The organism is Nostoc sp. CENA543, assembly GCF_002896875.1.
Lineage (GTDB): Bacteria > Cyanobacteriota > Cyanobacteriia > Cyanobacteriales > Nostocaceae > Trichormus.
Genome location: NZ_CP023278.1, coordinates 2,350,936 through 2,370,998, shown reverse-complemented (window position 1 = coordinate 2,370,998; position 20,063 = coordinate 2,350,936). Strand labels below are relative to the sequence as shown.

Here is a 20,063-nt window from a genome sequence, read left to right as displayed (position 1 = left end):
TTCTTGTTTTTGCCTTTTATCTTTTTACTCTGATGCTCAAGACCAGACTTACTAGGAAGTAATGTAGGAGTATTAGCTTGCTTTATAAGCCCAAATCTCAAACTTGGCTTTAGACGATAACTCAGTTGCTAACGAACCATAATTTTGCAGACAAAACTCTTCAAACTCCACCATTATTTGATGAAATATTTCATCAGATACCGCCCAACATATACCATATGCCCGTGATTTGAAACAATTGAGGAGTTCTTGAACTGTGTTGTTTACCACCCACTCCCTTGCAATTACATAGTTTGAACAATATCCTTTGCAATTAAAATATTCTTCTACGTTGATTTCTGCGGTTGTTTTCTGACTGACTTGATTTGTTGCTGATTTCTCTAGATATTTAGCTAAAATTTTTCGGAAATAACCTTCAAATTCCATACGGGCTGGTGGAGTAATCCATTGAGCATTGAGATAATAACCTTGTGGTTTCAAGACACGTTCAATTTCATCCAAGAAGACTTTCCAGTCTAAAACGGTGTGAATCATATGAACGGTTAACACAACATCAAAACTCTGATCTGCAAAAGGAAGTTGAGAAGCATCTGCATGAATTAACTGGAGATTTGGCGGAATTGTGTGTAGTTTTTGCTTTAGTTGCTCAAGCATGGCTTGAGAAGCATCAATCCCAGTGACAGAATAGCCACGTTTGACCAAAGGAATAACATTCAATCCTGTACCAATACCAGGTTCTAAAAAAGAGGTCTCTGATGTTGCGTTGACTAATTTAATAATAAAATCTACCACTTCCTCAGCTATAGATTCTGTTAGCCAACGTGTTTGATCATAAAGGTGAGCAATATTGTCATAGTAGGTAGACTTTACCATTTTGTTATTCAGAACAGGGTAAATAATTCAAGGTTTGTAGTGAAAACTTGAGTTCTCAAAAAAAGGACTAAAGTCCTTACTACGAACTGAATCCTAGTATTTTTAGATTGCTTAATGTAGTTTCTTTTTTTCGCACTGACTTACTTTCTTGCGATGAAAGTCTCTGGAGAGGAGTAATTAATTTCCTCTCAAGGACTTTTAAAACTACCTCAAAACTGCCGTAAAAAGCGCAAATCGCTGGCATACAAACGACGGATATCGTCGATTTGGTGTAACACCATTGCAAAGCGTTCTACACCAAAACCCGCCGCAAACCCGGTGTAAATTTCTGGGTCATAACCTACAGATTTCATCACATTCGGATCTACCATGCCGCAACCCATAACTTCTAACCAGCGACCATTCCACTGTAAATCTACCTCAGCCGAGGGTTCAGTGAAGGGGAAATAACTGGCACGGAAGCGAATCGGCAAGTCGCCAAACATAGCATTTAAAAATACTTTAATTGTGCCTTTGAGGTCAGTAAATGTTAGTCCCTCATCAATGGCTAACAACTCGATTTGATGGAAAACTGCTGAGTGAGTAGCATCAACATTATCACGCCGATACACTCGCCCTGGAGCTACAACCCGAATGGGCGGTTCTTCCTTTTCCATGTAGCGAATTTGTACCGATGAGGTATGAGTCCGCAGGAGATTCCCATCAGGCAGGTAGAAAGTATCCTGCATATCACGGGCTGGGTGGTCGGGTGGAGTGTTGAGAGCCTCAAAATTGTAGTAATCTGTCTCCATTTCCGGCCCTTGCGCCACCGTGTAGCCCATACCCACAAAAATATCAAAAGCCCGGTCAATAATGCCATTTAAAGGATGAATGCGACCTTGGGGGCGATAAATGCCCGGCATTGTGACATCTAGCGTTTCTGCCTCTAATTGTGCTTGAATTTGGGCATTTTCTAAGGCAGATTTTTGCTGGTCTAAACTAGCTTGTAGTGCTTCCTTGACCGTATTGGCGATCGCACCAATTTTTGGTCTCTCCTCCGCACTCATTTGCCCCATGCTACGCAACAAAGCCCCCAATTGACCTTTTTTCCCCAGATAGTTAACTCTGAGTTCCTCCAGACGTTCGAGGGTATCGGCGGCGGCGATCGCCTGTTCTCCTTCTTGCCGCAATGCTAAAAGTTGAGCTTCTAAGTTGCTAGTCATTAGTCAATAGTCCATAGTCAATAGTCAACCAATTTTAGATTTTAGATTTGCGATTTTAGATTGACTACACCCAATCTTGGGCGGTAGCTTGGGGATTTTAGATTTGTTTCACACCCTTGATTGTTGGGCTTGCACCTAAAAACCAATCCAAAATCCAAAATCCAAAATTCGGAGGGTCAATAGTCCACAGTTTTGGACTATTCGACAAATAACTTTAGTAGTATGCCATTAATTTATGAGAGACAGGGGTGAAAACCATCGCTCTTTTTACTACTTTAGATGGGATTGGGGATTGGGGACTTGTACTGAGCTTGTCGAAGTATTGGGGACTGGGGACTGGGGATTGATGATTCAACAGTCCACAACTCTTGACTATGGACTGTGGACTGTTGACTATTGACTATTGACTATTGACTCATAACTATGAAACTACTAATTAGCAATGATGACGGTATTTCGGCTTTGGGGATTCGTACCCTGGCGAACTGTTTAGCGGAAGCAGGCCATGATGTGACGGTGGTTTGTCCTGATCGGGAGCGATCGGCTACTGGTCACGGACTAACTCTACACCAACCAATCCGCGCTGAAATTGTCGAGTCAATTTTTCATCCCAGTATCAAAGCCTGGGCTTGTGACGGTACACCTTCAGATTGCGTCAAACTGGCACTGTGGGCATTATTAGATTCTCCGCCTGATTTAGTCCTTTCGGGTATCAATCAAGGTGCAAATTTAGGTACAGAAATTCTCTACTCTGGTACTGTATCGGCAGCGATGGAAGGCATGATTGAAGGTATTCCTAGCATCGCTATGAGCTTAACTAGTCACACCTATAAAAACTTTCAACCTGCGGCGCACTTTGCCAAAATCTTGGTAGAGCAACTGAGTATTAAACCCATCCCAGATTTAATGTTGCTTAATGTCAATGTCCCGCCTGTCAACTGGGAAGAAATTGCTGGCGTTCAATTCACCCGTCAGGGAGTGCGTAGGTATGTAGATGTTTTTGACAAACGCACAGACCCCCGTGGTAAAACTTATTACTGGTTAACTGGAGAAGTTTTAGAAGACGTAGAACCACCAGCCGGCTTAAATCTCCCCCAAAATGTCCCTATAGATGTTCACGTCATCCGTGATAACTACATCAGCATTACACCCTTACAATACAACCTTACCTACGCTAATGGAATAGATAAGTTATCTCAGTGGGAGTTTAAGTTTTCTTAAAGGGCATTGGGTATGGGGTAGAGGAAGAAAAAGTAATGAGTGCTGAGTAATGAGTAATGAGTAATGAGTAATGAGTGCTGAGTAATGACTGTTGACTAATGACTAATGACTAATGACTATTGACTATTGACTCCCTCATATACAACATAGTCAAAATTAGGCTATAAAATTAGGAGCATTCTTGATATTACTGATACAAATATTTTGGGAATAATGAGGTAAGTGCTTGGCATAGCCTCGCCCAATTTACGTAGATTAACTTAATCTATGTATGCTGTTTTACCAAAAACCTATTTCTCTATCTTCTGCGGTAAAACAGTATAAATTTCACTAAACAACTACATTTTTTATTGATCGCCCGCCCAGTCCAACAAGCAATACCCATGTCAAGGATAGAGAACCAATTTACTGTACAATTTTGGGGCGTTCGTGGGAGCATCCCCTGTCCAGGGCCACATACAGTCCGCTATGGTGGCAATACCCCTTGTGTTGAAATGCAAGTGGGTGGTAAACGCTTAGTTTTCGATGGCGGCACAGGGCTGCACGTTTTGGGGCAATCTTTACTGCGCCAAATGCCAATAGAAGCTCATTTATTTTTTACTCACTCACACTGGGATCATATGCAGGGTTTTCCCTTCTTTGTTCCTGGATTTGTGAAAGGAAATAATTTTCATATTTACGGGGCGATCGCGCCTGATGGTTCTACAGTAGAACTACGTCTTAACGACCAGATGCTGCACCCGAATTTTCCTGTGCCTTTGCAAATCATGCAGGCTAATTTGGAATTTCATGATGTTCATCCAGGAAAACCCATACAGATTAATGATATTACCGTAGAAACAGCCCCACTTAATCACCCTGGGGAAGCGGTGGGATATCGAGTTAACTGGTGTGGTGGATCTGCTGTTTACATTACCGACACAGAACATTTTCCCGATAAATTAGATGAAAATGTGTTGTGGTTAGCCCGGAATGCAGATATTCTGATTTATGATTCCACCTACACCGATGACGAATACTATTCTCCTAAATCACCGAAAATCGGTTGGGGACATTCTACTTGGCAAGAAGCCGTCAAAGTGGCTAAGGCTGCCAATGTGAAAACCCTCGTGATTTTTCACCATGACCCAGCCCATGATGATGATTTCTTAGATCATGTAGGGGCGCAAGCCTTTGCCCAATTTCCAGGGGCAATTATGGCAAGAGAAGGAATGGTGCTGCAAATTCCCGTCTCAGTTCCCCTATCAGAATCCGTTTCGTAGGTAATTTTTCTGGATCAAAGTTGTCGTCGGAGTGATGGTAGATTTTAGATTAGATTTGAAGAAGACAGGAAGTAGGAAGTAAAAAGGTAAAAGTAAAAAGCCAAAAATTTACCTTTTGCCTTTTGCCCTTTGCTACGCAACGCTATCGCGAACGGGTGACGCTCCTAGCGTCGCTAACGCTGCGCTAACACCACTTGCTACAAGTCGGGCATTGCCCGCCCAACGCAGTGGTTCACCTTTTGCCTTTTAAAAGTGACTGACTGTCTAACTTCAATAAACCTCAAATCCCCAAATCCAAGTGCCAAATCTGTCTCAAAATGGGTGTTCTGTGTGGGTTGCTACTGCAACTGATAAACTACTAACGCCAACGGCTGTTGCCTTGGGCAAATTTGATGGCGTGCATCTTGGCCATCAAAGAGTTATTCAACCAATTTTAATGGGAGGACAGAAACTCGCCTCGCCACCACTCCCATCAGTAGACCCCCAAGCAACACCACAAGAACAGATATATTCTACAGTTGTAACTTTTCGTCCTCATCCCCAAGAGTTTTTTACGGGACAAACTCGGACTTGGCTAACACCTTTAGATGAAAAAGTAGAGCAATTGCGATCGCTTGGGGTACAGCAGCTTGTACTATTACCGTTTGATGGGGAGTTAGCCGCTTTATCTCCTGAAGAGTTTGTGGAAAGGGTGATTGTGCAGAGACTACGCTGTCAGCGTATTAGTGTGGGACAAGACTTTTGTTTTGGTAAAAATCGCCGAGGAACGGCTCAAGATTTACAAGCGATCGCCGCTAAGTACAATATACCTGTAACTATAGTTACTCTCCAAACTTCTACTCTCCCCGCCGAAGACAACAATAGTTGTAGCAGTTTGAATTTCAGCGAAAATGCCCCCATCAGCACTTCACTTATCCGTAAATCTTTAGCCAGTGGGGATATTAAAAACGCTAGTCGATGTCTGGGACGGCTTTATACTCTGATTGGTACTGTGGTCGAAGGTGAACAACTAGGCAGAACTATCGGCTTTCCCACCGCTAATTTAGAGTTACCAGGTGATAAATTTATTCCCTGTAAGGGAGTTTATGCCGTGCGGGCGCAGATTTTGAGTGATACATCCACAGCGAATACAGCAAGTGAAATTTTAGGAGTGATGAATATTGGTAATCGTCCCACCGTCAACGGGACTTATTCTTCCGTGGAAGTACATTTGCTGGATTGGAGTGGTGATTTATACGGAAAAAAACTTACCGTCCAGTTAGTAGAATTTTTACGTTCAGAGCAAAAATTCCCTTCACTAGAAGCCCTAAAAAATCAAATTCAACAAGATTGTGCGATCGCCAAAAAACTTTTACTACAAAAAAATACAGATAATGCCGTGTAACAGGTATAGGGCATAGAAGAGGAATTGGTGCAGGGTGCAGGGTGCAAGGGGGAGAAAAACTTCCCCATTTCTCCCTGCTCCCTGCCCCCCTGCCTTCTTTCTTCTCCCAGTCCCAATTTTGAATTTTGAATTTTGAATTTTGAATTGCTTAAGTGGGAATACTGTAAATACTGGAGTGGCAAATAAGGCATAGGTTATTTTCTACTCCGGTTTCTTATAGCCCAATCACCAATCCCTTGTGGTGCATGAGAGACAAAATTGACGCTCTAACCCAAAACCTTAATCGTACCATCGTTGGTAAAAGCGAAGCTATCCGCCTAGTTTTAGTAGCATTATTAGCTGGTGGTCATGCTTTGTTAGAAGATGTTCCGGGAGTCGGTAAAACTCTCCTGGCTAAATCTCTGGCGCGTTCACTCGATGGTAAATTTCAACGTTTGCAATGTACCCCCGATTTACTACCGACGGATATCACAGGTACTAATATCTGGAATCCTAAAAACGGTGAATTTAGTTTTCTGCCTGGCCCGGTGTTTGCTAATGTCTTGTTAGCTGATGAAATTAATCGTGCTACACCCCGCACGCAGTCAGCTTTGTTGGAAGTTATGGAAGAACATCAAGTGACGATAGATGGAGTCTCCCGTACTGTCCCTGAACCTTTTTTTGTGATTGCAACTCAAAACCCTGTGGAATATCAAGGGACTTTCCCGCTTCCAGAAGCCCAAATGGATCGATTTATGTTGTCTTTGAGTTTGGGTTATCCTTCTGCGGATGAAGAATTGGAAATGCTGCAAAATCTCCAAAAGGGTATTAAGGTAGATGACTTACAGTCTTGTATGAGTTTGGCAGAGATTGCCCAACTACGGGAAGCTTGCTCTCAGGTCAAAGTAGAAACTTCCCTGCAACAATATATTTTGGAACTAGTGCGGACAACTCGCCAAGATGAGGAAATTACCCTTGGTGTCAGTCCACGGGGAACGGTAGCGTTACAAAAAGCCAGCCAAGCCTTAGCTTTTTTGTTGGGGCGTGATTACGCTATTCCTGATGATGTAAAAATGCTTGCGCCTCATGTGCTGTGTCATCGACTGATTCCCAGGGGAGGACGTAATTCTCGCAGTGTCGTTGAGCGATTATTGCGATCGCTCCCTATTCCCTAGTATTGAATGGTAGAAAATACTCAATATATACCACGCTTAAAAGCAAGTTTATCTTAGGGGTTGAACGGTGTTCAACCCCTAAAAATATCAGCTAATTTAGGCATATTTTTTGGTTTTGCTAGTGCATCACTGCGCTAGTTATTTCCTCTTGTCTTAACATAATACTCAAAACTATCTAATATATCTTGTCTGCACTGAATTTAGTTCAGTCCTTAGTTAAATAGAAATAATTAAACTGTTTATATATCATCTTCAGTAATCTATTTGATACATATAAGAATCTGCTTTGATTGCTGAAATAATTTGCGTAGAAAGTGAACAGTAAGTAAGAAGGAATAAAAGTTTACCTAGCTTCGCAGAAATTCCATATAAATCCTATATATGTCTTAAAAAATGCGAATTTATTCAATGTATTTACGGATGATAATTAATTTATCTGTATTTTTGGCATTGTTAAGTAATAATTTGATCATACATAAAGTAAATGCACAAAATCAAGCAAATAGAGAACATAAATCAACAGAAAATAAAATAATTAAAAATAAATCATTGCAGTTACACAAAAAACTAAAATACAAACTTTTGGCACAAAATACACCTATAACACCGCCAAAAACTATTTCTATTCCTAATAATATTAATATTCCTACACCAAGCAATCCTTTACAAAATTCAGAGGATAATTTAAATGAGACTGACAAGACACCAATAGATAATCATGATGCAGCAAACCAAAAGCCTAGCTTGAGCAAAAATGAATTAGAAATATTTATCTTAAATGCTATTACTAACAGTGCTAGTAAATATCCTTGGATAATTGATCCTAGAGATAATTTTAATGATAATTCTCCAAATTTCAATCCTTTAGAAAATACTAATTACATAGATTTCAAAATTAAATTTTCCTCAGCAGATTCAGTTTTTAGCCAATTTACATTTGTTAATTTCCCTCAAAAGGATCAATTTTATTGGGTACTACCTGGTAATCGGATTGTAGTGGAAAGTAAAGGTTGGCAAAGTGGGGTTTTGTATCAAGGAGAATCAAATGATACCATCACGGTACAAACAATTAGATTAACTCAAAGACTTTGGGGTTTGCAAACAGTTTTTACTCTTCCTGAATCTTTGCAAGAGTTAACAAAAGAAACAGGACTTAATCAATTTTCTATTGAATCAATTGCAGCAGAAGTAACTAGTCCTGTAGGTGTTAATCCCGGTAATATTATTATTAATGGCAATAGCCACAATAATTCTGTAACTTCCTTAGTGCCTAATATTTCTTATTTTAATGATAATCAAGACCCATTAATTTTACAGACATTTCCCACTAGTAATCTACAACCATTACTAGGAGAAGTAAATCTTTCTCGCGGCTCAGTTATCCCTCGTGCTACCTTAAGGGAAGCAGGATTTATTTGGGGAAATCCTTTAACTAGACAAAGAACCCAATTTCAACCTGTGATCACATCTACTCCAGGAATTAAAGTCGGAAATAGAGAAGAATTTGATAATTTTGATTTATTCAATATTTTGCTCAATCCATCTATTAATAAAAATCAACGTGATTTATATTACTTAAATTCCCTCTATTGGATTGCTCTAAGTGAGAGACAGAATTATTTGGGACTAAGAGAAATATCTGAAAAACATGATTGGCAAAGATTTTATTTTAGTTATCCTCATAATCGGACTCTCTTAGAATATGATTCTCTAGAAGCTAAAGCAACTTACACTAATATCTATACTAATCCTGGTCTGTCCTTGTCTTTATCATCGAATGAACTCAAAATTGATGAATTACAAACAGCCAATACCACAATTGGAATGCTTATAGGCGGAATTTTTCATTTAGTTGACATTCCCCGTTTAACACAAAGTTTACAAGAAGGTCAACAACGTTTTTCTCGATTAGAGCGTTTTGCCAATATAGATGCAAAATCCACATTAGCGCAAAGAAGACAAATCAATCAAAGATTGAATAGAAGTTTATTTTTAGGGAATCGTAATAGCGGTTTAGAACAGGTTTCTGGAAGGTTGACATTTCCTAGCATAATTACACCCAATAGTTCTAGTGTTTTACAAATTCGCACAGGAAATCATCGGCGTTTAATTCAGTTTGCAGATGGTAAGCGTACTTGGCGGGATGGTGAAACATTTATTTCTAAAGCCGAAGTTTCTCAAAACAGTTTTGGTCATCTAAACTCTATTAATGTGCCGATTCCATCACCACAAACATCAAATCGCTCATCAGCTACACAGGTGACTTTAACTGCTCCTAACGGTCAGCAATATATTCAAAATTGGAACTCATCTAATATGGCATCTGTTCCAATTGATATTCGTTCGTTTGATATTGCTTTTGATAACATTGAATTAAGCCAAAATGGGAAATTAACGACTTATTTTCAAACTTTTGATGGATATTTATATTTACCTAGTATAGAAGTTTTATGGTCAGGTTCTTCTAGTCAATGGAACTATATTATCAATTCAGGAATATGGTTTAACTTAAATGCAGATACCGCTTTTAATGTGACAAACAATTTTGGTTTGTTAGAGCCAACAGTGGGTATTTATACTAATGCTGCCTTGAATTATATCAATACCCATGTGGACATTGATGCAGAAGGTAGAGTGCAATCTGTTACTAACCATATTCCATCCTTGCAATTTAATTGGAATAGTGCGGCTAATTTCCAAAATCCAGCTTACCTAAATTTAAGTTACTTTTTTTCTCGTCAAGATAGGAATTTGAACTATTCTCTATCTACAGCGATCGCACTTGTGGATGAGCAAGATACGATTCGACCTTTGGGATTTTTACAGGGTAGATTGATATTCAATACTGGCTTAATTTTAAGTAGTAATGTAGAAATCAGAGAGCAAATTTTCTATACGTTAGAAGGTAGTACACCAATAAATACTCGCTGGTCTTTAGGAGCCTATTTGCAAAATTTTAGAAATATTGACAGAGGAATTAGAAATCGTATTGATGATTTTTCCTACGGCTTATTAATTCAGTATGGTATTCCACAAAGTAGCTCTTTTTGGGAGTCTCGTTTGGGAATGAGTGGTGATACCTTTGAAGCCAGTTTTGAAGGAGGTTTTAGATTTTAAAGACTGGAGTTGATCAATCACAGACAAAATTGATCGCCTTATTTATATAGCAATCATAAATCATTCATGAGATACAAGATCCCCGACTTCTTTGAGAAGCCTGGTATCTGGACACCGCGAGTTCTCACCAATCAAATAGGACTGCTATATAAGTTTTTAGGCATTTTAAAGACATCACCCCGATTGCTTGCAAAAATCAGGGTGAACAAGTTTTACTAACAATTAAAATTTTGAGCAGAATTGTATTATTCTAAACCATCGTTACCAACAGCAGCTCTCACTAGTGCTGTGAATTCATCTAAGGTAAGATTACCGAATCTTAGTCTTTCTACAACAGCACCTCTAATAGATCCTCCACCTGCATCATAGGGGAGTACACCTAGTCCACCTGTATGCAGTGCCAGGCTGGGATATGCGACATGAGTCACCGGATCTATGTATGAAGTTGCTGTAACTAATAACGTACCACTACCATTAATTCCTCTAAAGAAAGTTCCTGAAGGCGCAACAGTTTCAGCCGCAATTGTGGACAAATAAGCACTGGGAGTAACAAATACAGCTACTCCAGCAAAAGCACCGGGATCTCCAGAGCCAAAGTCGGCGATAGGATCTTCTATCAAGACTTGTGCTGATGCTGGAGTTGATGTCAAGCTGAAACTGCCAATTAAACTTGTAAAAACTAGACCAAATTGTAACCACTTACCGGCAGAGATAGCAGGTAAATTCATCTTTTAACTCCTTGGTTTTATTGATTGGTGGACTTATACCTGGTTTTAAGTTATTTAAATACTTCAGCATTGCTTATTAATATATGGGTTTAGCTGAATCTCTTCATTACTGGAAACAGTAATAACCATATTTTTTGAATATGGCATCTATATTTGGTTGCTCACATTTATTAACTTACAACATGACTCTATAAAAAAATAATATCTCGCTGTTTTCTGATAGAAATAAAAAGACTTTAGATGATGATATTTGTCTGAAATGGAATAGACTAAATTATTATTTTGTCTTTTTGTTAAGAGCAACGTAGAAAAACGATCGCCTGGGGATGTGTGTATCGAGTGCGTGACGCAGCATTATATAATCGCATAGCTGCTGCTGAAGACTAGGGTACAAATCAGGGCAATGACAAATGAAGAATCTTCTACCAAACTAAAGTTACGTCCCAGGAGAAAATTTCGCTTTGGGGTTTTTGTGCTGTTGGTGATTATAAGTGCGATCGCTATTTTCCTGTTTTATCCGCGATCGCAACCAATTATTCGGCAGGAAAGTAACTACGCCATCCACAAACGCCAAAGCTTTAATCAAACCACCTATTATCCCCTCAATCAAACTGTTAACCCCGATTTGTATCAACCCGTCGCCAAATGGGTAGGGAGATTACTCTTACCCACGCCACAACAAATCCCACCTGGGGAAGACTGGGTATGGATAGAAATTCAACACGCACCCCCCACAGCGCAGTCTCTAGTTGGTAAAATCATCCGCTTGGAATGGCAAGATCAACCACAGTTAAAGTCTTACGTCCAGGCTGTACAACGAGATGTCAAATTTACCGAGAGTACGAAAAAAAGCCAAGCTGGGGGGATTATTCATCCAGCACGTTTAGATGGTCGTCTTCAGGTGGGGCCTTTACAATCACTGGCTGGTGCTAGACCTAATGATGATGTGATTGTCAGTTTAAATGATGCGGAACTAGTAGAAATCGGGAATAGTGAACCACGCTTGCGAATTTCCCAGGAACCAGTATTAACTACGGGTAGATTTTATAGCTTAGTTAAAATTCTCTATCCCGAACCCACTAGCAGTAAATATCCCGCACCTTTCGCCTGTCCGGGGAGTTCACCCTGTCCTAGTGATTTTTTTCGGGTGCGTCACTATAGCCGAGTGACTCGCCAATTTGATGGCGTAGAAGAAACCATCCGCATCCCCCAACAGGTATTCGACACCCGCAATATCCCCCCATCTACCCCCAGACAAATCGAAACTTCCCCAGTGGGAACATTTGGCTGGTATATCTACGGTAGTAAAAACCCCCAAGGAATATTTACTGTCCAGGGATTAGTGCCGCGATCGCTCCTGCAACTCCAGCCCAGTAAAATAGTCTTGGGAGAAGCAGCCGGACTTACCTACACCAAGGATAAAAATTGGCAAATTCCACCACAAGACCAAGGAACAATTACCAAAGTTTTGCTTGATCCCACCACCAAAGCACCACCCAACGCCTTATTAGATTGGCGAGAAGGTGATAAAGCTATTCTTCTTCACAGTTTTGGCGGAATTGGCGGGAAAAAAGCCGAAGGATTCCCCGCGTTCACCGTCACTGGACATTTTGCTTTTGGGCTAGCAGAGGTAGTGCGTGAACCCATCACCCAAGAATTACAGTTTGCCATTACCTACGCCCAAATTTACGCCAATAATCCCGATGGGATCATCTCCGGTAAACATTCCTGGGTTGATTATATGGGTAACTTGCAATGGGGATGGGCAGCCACACGCCCCATTTCTGATGTGTTGATGAAGTTTCCCGCCGTTACCCAAGACTATGATTTTGCAGGGGTGAAACTCTCTCCCACGGCAGAATTTCTGCAACAGTTAGAAATTATGATGGCGCGTTATCGCACAGGTGACGGTACAGGTAGCGCGACGGTTTCTCCCGCCACTTCTTGCGTCCAAGATGCTAGCCAAGCATTATACATTGCCATTCAAGTCATTACCCAACAGGTGAAATCCCGTCCTGAAATTCAGCAATGGCTAAAAAATCATCCCAATGATCCCCAGACATTACGCTTTCAAAAATTAGTGCATCTTGGTCAAGCCTTAGAAAGACAATTAACACCATTGGGAATTGTCCGCGCTGACTGGCAAAGTAGTGCAGATTATTTAATGGGTACTGGTGAAAGAAAACCAACAGAACGAGATCGCAGTATTTGGGCGGCATTAACCAGTTGGCGGACAATGCTACCCAGACAAGCCCACGACGAACTAGCCGCTTTATTCTTAAAACATGGTGCAAAACTGTGGTTTCTCAGAACCAATCAAATTGGCGGTACAAATCCCGATATTGCCCCCCTCGCACCGACAATGGGCTTAGGATATCTCACTATTCCTGGTACCAACATTGCACCCATTACCATTTTGCTCAATCGCTTACTTGCGTCCTTGGTACTTCCCCGCGCCCAAGATTGGCTAGTGATGGGAGTGATATTAATAGTTTACGGGGCGATCGCCATACCTTTGGGTTGGAAATTCGGCTTTCTGCATTGGAGTTTCAGCCCATCTGAGAGAATAGAGCAGATAGCGATCGCCCTACAAGCCCTGTTTTTCCCAGCCATCTCCGAAGAATTAGTCTTTCGAGTTTTATCCCTTCCCCACCCCATAGAAGTCATCAACTGGTACATATGGGCATTGTGGGCAATATTCATCATCTTTCTGTTTATCATTTATCATCCCCTCAACGCCAAAACCTTCTTCCCCCAAGGTTCCCCCACCTTCTTACACCCCATTTTCCTTACTCTAGCCGGACTTTTAGGGCTATGCTGCACAGTCGCCTACGCCCTCACCGGCTGTTTTTGGATAATTGTCCTCATACACTGGGTTGTCGTCTTAGTTTGGCTGTTAGCCCTCGGAGGAAAGGAGAAGTTAGAGGCGTAGGGGTGTAAGGATGCAGGGGCGCAGGGCAGGGTGCAGGGTGCAGGGGTACAGGTGTGCAGGGGGTAGGGGGAGACAAGGTAGGAGATGAGAAAAACTGTTCCCTAATGACTAATGACTAATAACTAATGACTAATAACTTTTTTCTTCCGCTCGTTTGATATTTTTATAGCAGAAAAGGGTATTTTATTCTGGGAATAAAATCAACTTTCCTCAGAAGTTAATCCTGCACTTGCGGCTGAAGATTAGTTTCTGCTTATCAAACAGTGGGTAGTAACTTATTAAATAATATTCAGGGGAATTTATGTAGCGTACAGCACAATTTATTCGCTACTGCGTATCATACAATCAGTTGTCCGTAGAGGTTAAAACCTAATAAACATAGCTGAGACATCAGTATCTCGGAACTTTTACAGGTAAAATAACATCTCTACATACTGTATAGTTTCAAAACCGGAGATTTTAACTTACTATATGGGATTGCTATCTGCAATATCAGAAATCGATAAGTTAAAGAAATACCACTTTTATTTTTTCTTTGTTATTTTGTATTTAACGGGACAGTTCTTGACTATGCAGTCAGTTTAAATATCAATTAGTCCCCTAATTTACCTACAAATTTTCTAAAAATTAACCTTTACTTGTGCAGTTCTTAATCTATCTGCACGGGGGATAGTTTTTGCTAAAAAAAATGTATGGTAGGTTGCACAATCGACAAAATTCACCAAATCTTTATCTAAAAGGTAAAAACTTGCTTATGAGTGTCATTCATCAAGATCATCAAGATATTGTTCTATCCGCTTTCATCCAACCTATGGATATTTCTACACAAGCAGGTAGACGCAAAAAATTTGATCTGTTGAAACCCCTGCGTCAGTGGCTGGACGACCTAGAAATCCAAAATCGTCAACTAGCGTACTTTATCGCCAAATTAATTCCGGCTCAATGTCCTTTCGAGCGTGACATTGTATTATTTGGGCGGAAAATTGCTCACATTCCTCCCATGTGCAAACTTAACCCCCTATATGATCAATTTGTAGGCTTGCGTTTTCGCGCCTTGTGTTATTTAGTAGATAAATGTGGAGAGGATATCCAATCCTACTGCTAAGTCACAAAATCAGAAAGTGAGCAATGGAAATTAAAATTGAGCATCAACCAAGTCAAGAAACACTAGAGAATTTAGGTGTGTTCCAATGGGGAATTTGGCAAAAAGAAATCTCTAAATTTCCTTGGACTTATGATACTCAAGAAACTTGTTATTTTTTAGAAGGTGATGTAATTGTTACGCCGGATGGCGGTAAACCAGTACAGATGGGTAAAGGGGATTTAGTGACCTTCCCGGCTGGAATGTCCTGTACATGGGAAATTAAAAGCGCAGTCAAAAAACATTATTCTTTTGATTAATCAAAAGTTGAGCATCAGGGTTATTTCCCTTGTATTCTCGTCTCCTCAAATTTTCTGACAACAGTAATCTCACTCATGAGTTAAACATTGCATGGAGTCTCGCAGCGAGTGTCATAGGTTAGAGTAGTAGTATCGGTAATATAGTTTGTATCCTTATCTCTCAAAACTCGTAGCGACTCCATCCCCTAAACAATATTTGTAAAAATGAATAGTTTCATGTCAGATTGCTAAGATTACCAAACTAGCGGTTAAGAGTTTGTGGTGTTTGGTTAAAATGTAGCGTCCAGCCCAAGTGTGAGTAGAAAGCAGACTAGAAGATCATACAAATCCTACATTTAGCCAGTGAGATTTTACCAAACACGATAGAATCTCATATTGGCTATTGAAAGGAACTTTTATTGAAAATGCTATTACATCTAAGCACATGGCCAGAAGTGGAAAGTTATTTGCAAACTTCCACAGGGATTATTTTTCCTATTGGTTCTACAGAACAACATGGCCCCACTGGTTTAATAGGAACTGATGCGATTTGTGCAGAAGCGATCGCCCGTGGTGTGGGTGAAGTGACAGGTGCGATGGTTGCCCCTACAATCAATGTAGGGATGGCATTACATCATACTGCTTTTCCTGGTTCTATGAGTCTGCGTCCCAGCACCTTAATTCAAGTGATCCGCGACTATGTAACTTGTCTTGCTAAAGCAGGTTTTACTAAGTTCTACTTTATCAACGGACACGGCGGAAATATCGCCACCCTCAAAGCTGCATTTTCAGAAACCTACGCACATTTAGAAGACTTGCAAATTAAAAATGCTCAAAATGTGCAATGTCAAATTGCTAATTGGTTTATGTGCAGTTCCGTATATAAACTAGCCAAAGAATTATATGGGGATCAAGAAGGTTCTCATGCAACTCCCAGTGAAGTAGCTGTTACCCAATACGTCTATCCAGAAGCGATTAAACAAGCATATTTAGACCCAAATGTAGCCTCTGGACATAAAATTTATAGTGCCACAGATTTTAGATTACGTTACCCAGATGGGCGTATGGGTTCTAATCCCGCCTTAGCTACACCAGAACATGGTAAACAATTTTATGACTTAGCTGTGCAAGAACTTAGTCAAGGGTATTTAGAGTTTGTCAAAGTGGAGTGAGGGGTTGGGGATTGGGGATTGGGAATCGGGAATTGGGAATCGGGAATTGGGAATTGGGAATCGGGGAAGACAAGGTAGATAAGGTAGATTTTACTCCTATGCCCAATGCCCAATGCCCCATGCCCCATGCCCTATACCCTAAGATTTGTTATTTGGTCGAAAGTTAGTGGTAAAACGACTGTAGACAACTTGATTGGAGCAGATGGAATCAAACCAATAAACATCATGAATAACTTGGTAGTCATTTTCTACTTCTGTTAAATCAAAATGCACTGAGGCGATGTTATTTACACCTACTACTTCTCTACCATCTTGAAACCAGCGCGATCGCCAAAACATGAAAGGTTCTAACCATCGCCATTTAGGGTTGATAGTAGGTTTGTGGGCAGGTACTAAACCAGATATATCTGTAAGCTGGTGGAAATTTCTTCTGTTTTGTTTTGGTATCCATTCTAATAAACAATACCAATCAGGATGATTTTTAGCTTGATGATGACGCAGTTTTCTGGCTGAAATTTCTTGTAGATTCGGTGGTTGATTCCAGCCTATCCAATATCTCTTTTTTTCTGGTAATAACCAATTTTTCAATTTGGTGTGAATGATTCTAGTGATTGGTTCTTCATTTTTTAAGGCACTGGCAGTTAACTGTACTAAAACAGATGGTTGTTGAGGATTACGAGTCTTGGTATAAGATAACTTAGCTGTGCAACTATAGTGAATATCACCAGAAAGAATGACCAGTTTTTGGCGTTGTTCACACAGAGTTGTTAATAGTCTTGCTAATGCGGGAAAATGAATATTCCAAGCATCCCCTACATCTGTAGAAAACACTTTTTCGCGTTTTAATTGCCAGTGGTGAATCCAATCAATGACTTGCAAACCAAAAACATTGGTAGGCGCGATCACAAATGAGGTGAGATGTTGATGGTGTGCTGTTTGTTGTAAAGGTGCTTGTAATTGTTGTTGCATCGCGCTGGGAGACAATAACATTGGTGGGGCGATGGGTTTGGCATCGGCTGGATATCCCCGCCAAGTCCTGGTGTCTAAAACAATGACTTGGTGACAATTGCTGGTGACGGTATAATTCCAAGTCAAAACTTGGGGATCGCGTTCTAAGGTAAATACTCCATCTTCTAAGACAAAATTAGGTAAATTAGTGTGGGGATTAATACTGGGTATACCGACATAGCGGGCGATCGCTTTCTCTGCGTTTTCGTTCTTGCCTTGAAAATGTGACCAAGCCGCAGCCGCTTTCAGTAAATTTTCGCCGTTTTCACCCTTAGCAAATCGTTCTGGTGTATTCCCCCAAGCCTGAAACACTGCATAGGCTAATAAAGCATTCTGGACTACTCTTCGCCCTAGAGGATTTCCCAACACCCGCAAACACCAAGCCTGATTTAAGTTCCAATCATCACTGACATCATGGTCATCAAAAATAGTGTATGTGGGAATATTCGCCAAGACACGGCGGACTTGTGGTAGTGTGGCCATGAATTGACGGAGATATTTAACGGACTCTTGCCAAAACTTGATCACATCAGGGTCTTGAGTAATGGTGTGGGCATCGGGAAAAGTATCCGGCCAGCAGACTGGCGACCAAGCAAGGATATAAGCAGCGTAGTATTCACCCAAACTGAAAAGATGGCTAGAGACTTTCTCTGATTTATTGTGTAATCCCGCCGTAAAGCCTGCGTTGACTGTGGCTATTGTCGCTCTGGTTCCGGCTGGTAATTCTTGGGGTGTACGATCAGTTTGACCGATGGGTAGTTGTTCTTCCCATCCTAGTAAAGTATCTCCCAAGGGGCTGGCGTACCACAAAAAAGCATCTGCGACATCATCACCATAAATTTGATCACCTGTGAGGAATAGTTGCTGGGGGCGATCGCGAATTTGTTTGGTGGTGGCAATTAAGCTATCTAAAATTGGTAAAGCATCAAATCCGTGACCTTGGGGTTTCCGACAGGACGCATGGATAATATGTAAATCTTCGAGGCGGTGTGGTGGGAGAATGAAAGTTGGTTTTTGATGTTGGAAGTAACTAATACTAACGTAAGGAAAACGGGGAGAAGATAAAGCTTGTTCGAGGCTGAGTGTAGTTTTGTTTGGTAGGGTAAATTCTAAATCATAGGCGTAGATGCGATGGCTCGTTAAATTTTCCCCATTGCCAGACACAGCCGTAACCGCTACAACGTGTAAATGTTTTCCCAGCGCAACTGTATAACGTTGCCCGATGAGTAAGCAATTATTTAGCCTTTCACCATCATCTATGGTGTCATAAACCTTAAGTACCACCTGACAAGCTTGTTTGAGTACCACCAGTACAGTTACTGATTTTGAGTCAGTATGTTTCAGTATTGGCCCTGCCAAAATTATTGGCAGATTATCCAAAAAGCTTACAGTTTGGTTATTCATTAGGCAATGTGCAAATTAATATTCGGTAACAAGTTCATCGAACTGGAGAGGTTAATATGTTCAAACACTTTCTATAACCTCCCTAGTTTATCTGCCCAACCTTTGTAACGAAATAATAAGTCGCACCTCTTATTAACATGGTGAATTCAAACTATTCCCATTGACTTTTTGAGTGAGCGACTTTCTGTAACGCTACCAGTTGCACATTTGATGAATACAACAATCAAGGGAGTGTATCCTAGATTAATAAAATAGCACAATATATTGTTTAATTTTTTGATTATTCTCTGTAATATTACCCAAGATTGGAATGATTTTGGTTAAATTTTGTTTCATTCGATTAATTATCTTTTGGTAACTAGAAATAACTAGCATATGACGTTCTTTTAAACATTTACCAAGAGGTTGATTTTTGAAACATTGAGCAAATGATTTTTCTTAGTTATCAGCTCATCATTAAGAACTTACTTTAGTTTGTTATTGCTTGTACTTGTTAAGATATCGGTAAGCTAATGCAGAGAAAAGGTTATGCTTACGAACAAATTTGATCAGACATTAGCTGCTATCGAGTTAAATGCAGCTAGAAAATTAAACTGGGATTATCAACAATTTAAAGAAGCTTTCAACTTTACTGTCAATGATGAGGCTATTGAGATAGCTCCTAATAAAAATATTTTCAACGAGTGGGAAGTGCAAGTTTTAAAACAGGCTTTGTTAGATTATGGTTTTCAGTACAAAAAAACCGTCAACGATTGTGTGTTAGTTTTTGAGCAAGATGTGCAATTAAGATAGAGATTGATCATTAAATTAATTTAATGTTCAAGCTTTATATAGCAATCCTATCCGATTTGTGAGAATTCGCGGTGTCAATTTAGCCAGAGAAATATTAACTGAATGGTGTACTGAGTTGTTGATGACTAGTGAAACTTAAGATTAAAGTTAGGTAATCAATACCAATCTGCGATCGCTAGTCCCGAAACTCTAGAAAATTCGTTAATATCCTGATGCGGTACGAATTTCTTCCAAAGAAGGGAAGTCATCTTCCCAAGCCCCAGCTAGTGAATCAACCAGTTCTTTCCAAGCAACAGGAGTATCTAATGTCTTTGCTGATTGGTGAGTCATTAAATGTTTAGCAAGAATGAATTCTGCAAATGAGAGAACTTCGTTGGCTTGTTCTTCAGGAAGGCCTTTGACAATTGCATAAATTTGTTCAGCAATGATCATAA

15 protein-coding genes are annotated in these 20,063 nt (G+C 40.3%); 10 read left to right on the top strand and 5 right to left on the bottom strand.

The genetic code is table 11. The annotated features are described in order from the left end of the window. Positions 1-72: 72 nt before the first annotated feature. Together CLI64_RS09830 and pheS are read right to left on the bottom strand one after the other, a co-directional pair. The gene (locus CLI64_RS09830; protein ID WP_103137053.1) at positions 73-873 is read right to left on the bottom strand and encodes a class I SAM-dependent methyltransferase; all 801 of its coding nucleotides are present in this window, start codon (positions 871-873) and stop codon (positions 73-75) included. 209 nt (positions 874-1,082) lie between these two features. Continuing rightward, on the bottom strand, positions 1,083-2,075 hold the full coding sequence (gene pheS, locus CLI64_RS09825) for a phenylalanine--tRNA ligase subunit alpha (RefSeq protein WP_103137052.1): 993 nt from the start codon (positions 2,073-2,075) through the stop codon (positions 1,083-1,085). Positions 2,076-2,498: 423 nt separating this feature from the next. Here pheS and surE point away from each other — a divergent pair, with 423 nt between their 5' ends. The 5 genes from surE (at position 2,499) to CLI64_RS09800 (ending at position 10,213) form a co-directional block, all read left to right on the top strand. Then, entirely contained in the window at positions 2,499-3,296 is a 798-nt protein-coding gene (gene surE, locus CLI64_RS09820; protein ID WP_103137051.1) for a 5'/3'-nucleotidase SurE, read from the top strand. Between the two features lie 383 nt (positions 3,297-3,679). Further along, on the top strand, positions 3,680-4,558 hold the full coding sequence (locus CLI64_RS09815) for an MBL fold metallo-hydrolase (RefSeq protein WP_103137050.1): 879 nt from the start codon (positions 3,680-3,682) through the stop codon (positions 4,556-4,558). A gap of 298 nt (positions 4,559-4,856) precedes the next feature. Then, a complete protein-coding gene (locus CLI64_RS09810; protein ID WP_225977552.1) occupies positions 4,857-5,942 on the top strand; it encodes a bifunctional riboflavin kinase/FAD synthetase in 1,086 nt (361 codons plus the stop codon). A gap of 245 nt (positions 5,943-6,187) precedes the next feature. Then, on the top strand, positions 6,188-7,096 hold the full coding sequence (locus CLI64_RS09805; RefSeq protein WP_103137048.1) for a MoxR family ATPase: 909 nt from the start codon (positions 6,188-6,190) through the stop codon (positions 7,094-7,096). 393 nt (positions 7,097-7,489) lie between these two features. Beyond that, entirely contained in the window at positions 7,490-10,213 is a 2,724-nt protein-coding gene (locus CLI64_RS09800; protein WP_103137047.1) for a hypothetical protein, read from the top strand. 245 nt (positions 10,214-10,458) lie between these two features. Here the strand turns inward: CLI64_RS09800 and CLI64_RS09795 are convergent, their stop codons facing one another. After that, complete coding sequence (locus CLI64_RS09795; protein WP_103137046.1) at positions 10,459-10,941, bottom strand: hypothetical protein; 483 nt, start codon at positions 10,939-10,941, stop codon at positions 10,459-10,461. A gap of 403 nt (positions 10,942-11,344) precedes the next feature. On the opposite strand from CLI64_RS09795, the gene CLI64_RS09790 reads away from it, so the two are divergent. From CLI64_RS09790 to CLI64_RS09775, 4 genes are all read left to right on the top strand, one after another. After that, a complete protein-coding gene (locus CLI64_RS09790) occupies positions 11,345-13,873 on the top strand; it encodes a type II CAAX prenyl endopeptidase Rce1 family protein (protein WP_103137045.1) in 2,529 nt (842 codons plus the stop codon). 754 nt (positions 13,874-14,627) lie between these two features. Then, positions 14,628-14,978 carry a Mo-dependent nitrogenase C-terminal domain-containing protein gene (locus tag CLI64_RS09785; protein WP_103137044.1) on the top strand — a complete coding sequence of 117 codons (351 nt, stop codon included), beginning with the start codon at positions 14,628-14,630 and terminating at the stop codon, positions 14,976-14,978. A 23-nt stretch (positions 14,979-15,001) separates the two neighbouring features. Then, complete coding sequence (locus CLI64_RS09780; protein ID WP_103137043.1) at positions 15,002-15,274, top strand: cupin domain-containing protein; 273 nt, start codon at positions 15,002-15,004, stop codon at positions 15,272-15,274. Between the two features lie 404 nt (positions 15,275-15,678). Continuing rightward, entirely contained in the window at positions 15,679-16,425 is a 747-nt protein-coding gene (locus CLI64_RS09775; RefSeq protein WP_103137042.1) for a creatininase family protein, read from the top strand. Positions 16,426-16,563: 138 nt separating this feature from the next. On the opposite strand, the gene CLI64_RS09770 is transcribed toward CLI64_RS09775, so the two are convergent. Beyond that, positions 16,564-18,837: an alkaline phosphatase D family protein gene (locus CLI64_RS09770; protein WP_103137041.1), complete on the bottom strand. Its 2,274-nt coding sequence runs from the start codon at positions 18,835-18,837 to the stop codon at positions 16,564-16,566. 528 nt (positions 18,838-19,365) lie between these two features. On the opposite strand from CLI64_RS09770, the gene CLI64_RS09765 reads away from it, so the two are divergent. Next, positions 19,366-19,629, top strand: coding sequence for a hypothetical protein (locus tag CLI64_RS09765; protein WP_103137040.1), 264 nt, complete (start codon positions 19,366-19,368; stop codon positions 19,627-19,629). 201 nt (positions 19,630-19,830) lie between these two features. Here the strand turns inward: CLI64_RS09765 and CLI64_RS09760 are convergent, their stop codons facing one another. Next, positions 19,831-20,061, bottom strand: coding sequence for a DUF2281 domain-containing protein (locus tag CLI64_RS09760; RefSeq protein ID WP_103137039.1), 231 nt, complete (start codon positions 20,059-20,061; stop codon positions 19,831-19,833). Positions 20,062-20,063: the final 2 nt, after the last annotated feature.

What these genes read in the sequence shown, in the direction of transcription:
- CLI64_RS09795 (WP_103137046.1), bottom strand. Translation starts at nt 10,941, where the DNA reads ATGAATTTACCTGCTATCTCTGCCGGTAAGTGGTTACAATTTGGTCTA.
- CLI64_RS09800 (WP_103137047.1), top strand. Translation starts at nt 7,490, where the DNA reads ATGCGAATTTATTCAATGTATTTACGGATGATAATTAATTTATCTGTA.
- CLI64_RS09830 (WP_103137053.1), bottom strand. Translation starts at nt 873, where the DNA reads ATGGTAAAGTCTACCTACTATGACAATATTGCTCACCTTTATGATCAA.
- CLI64_RS09780 (WP_103137043.1), top strand. Translation starts at nt 15,002, where the DNA reads ATGGAAATTAAAATTGAGCATCAACCAAGTCAAGAAACACTAGAGAAT.
- CLI64_RS09765 (WP_103137040.1), top strand. Translation starts at nt 19,366, where the DNA reads ATGCTTACGAACAAATTTGATCAGACATTAGCTGCTATCGAGTTAAAT.
- CLI64_RS09805 (WP_103137048.1), top strand. Translation starts at nt 6,188, where the DNA reads ATGAGAGACAAAATTGACGCTCTAACCCAAAACCTTAATCGTACCATC.
- CLI64_RS09775 (WP_103137042.1), top strand. Translation starts at nt 15,679, where the DNA reads ATGCTATTACATCTAAGCACATGGCCAGAAGTGGAAAGTTATTTGCAA.
- CLI64_RS09790 (WP_103137045.1), top strand. Translation starts at nt 11,345, where the DNA reads ATGACAAATGAAGAATCTTCTACCAAACTAAAGTTACGTCCCAGGAGA.
- CLI64_RS09815 (WP_103137050.1), top strand. Translation starts at nt 3,680, where the DNA reads ATGTCAAGGATAGAGAACCAATTTACTGTACAATTTTGGGGCGTTCGT.
- pheS (WP_103137052.1), bottom strand. Translation starts at nt 2,075, where the DNA reads ATGACTAGCAACTTAGAAGCTCAACTTTTAGCATTGCGGCAAGAAGGA.
- CLI64_RS09770 (WP_103137041.1), bottom strand. Translation starts at nt 18,837, where the DNA reads ATGAATAACCAAACTGTAAGCTTTTTGGATAATCTGCCAATAATTTTG.
- CLI64_RS09785 (WP_103137044.1), top strand. Translation starts at nt 14,628, where the DNA reads ATGAGTGTCATTCATCAAGATCATCAAGATATTGTTCTATCCGCTTTC.
- CLI64_RS09760 (WP_103137039.1), bottom strand. Translation starts at nt 20,061, where the DNA reads ATGATCATTGCTGAACAAATTTATGCAATTGTCAAAGGCCTTCCTGAA.
- surE (WP_103137051.1), top strand. Translation starts at nt 2,499, where the DNA reads ATGAAACTACTAATTAGCAATGATGACGGTATTTCGGCTTTGGGGATT.